This is a genomic window from Streptomyces chiangmaiensis, from assembly GCF_036281785.1.
Lineage (GTDB): Bacteria > Actinomycetota > Actinomycetes > Streptomycetales > Streptomycetaceae > Streptomyces > Streptomyces chiangmaiensis.
On sequence record NZ_JAYWVC010000759.1, the window covers coordinates 1 to 541 of the forward strand.

General features: G+C 62.3%; 1 protein-coding gene. It reads left to right on the forward strand.

Going from position 1 to position 541, the window contains the following annotated elements:
- Nucleotides 1-217 precede the first annotated feature (217 nt).
- Nucleotides 218-532, forward strand: a complete 315-nt coding sequence (locus tag VXC91_RS46790; RefSeq protein WP_329513393.1) for a pore-forming ESAT-6 family protein — start codon at nucleotides 218-220, stop codon at nucleotides 530-532.
- The last annotated feature ends 9 nt before the right edge of the window (nucleotides 533-541 follow it).

A 541-nucleotide genomic window follows, 5' to 3' on the forward strand; every position in this document is an offset into this window, starting at 1 on the left:
CAGTCGGGGATGGATTCGGCGTTCGCTTCGGGTGATCAGGAGCAGGGCGACAACGCGCGGAGTCGGATGTCGGCGGCGAACTTCGACGGTGCGCGTTTCCGTTGAACTGCGTGGAACTCCGTGCAGTTGAGGTTTCTGGCCAGCGTCTCCTCAGGTCTGTTCTCCAGGTCTCGGTGAGGCCTGTCGATGGAAGTGTTTTCACGGGGAGTGGTGTGTGATGGTGGGTTCGGGTGCGGATCGTCGGTCGTACGACACGGGTGCGTCGGCGGATGTGCAGGGCAATATTCAGGCGGTGATCGGCCGGTTGGAGGAGGTCATCGCGCAGCGTGATCGTCAGGTGAAGGCGGCGATGGCGGACTTCACGGCTGATGGTGTGGCGGATGAGTACCACGGCAAGGAGTTGCGGTGGAATCGTGCGTCGCAGGAGGTCAAGAACATCATCGGGTTGTTGAGGTCGACGTTGGAGCAGAACGATTCGACGGCGCAGTCGACGATCGCGAAGGCGAAGGCGGCGGTCGACAACATCGGCTGACGTGGGCGG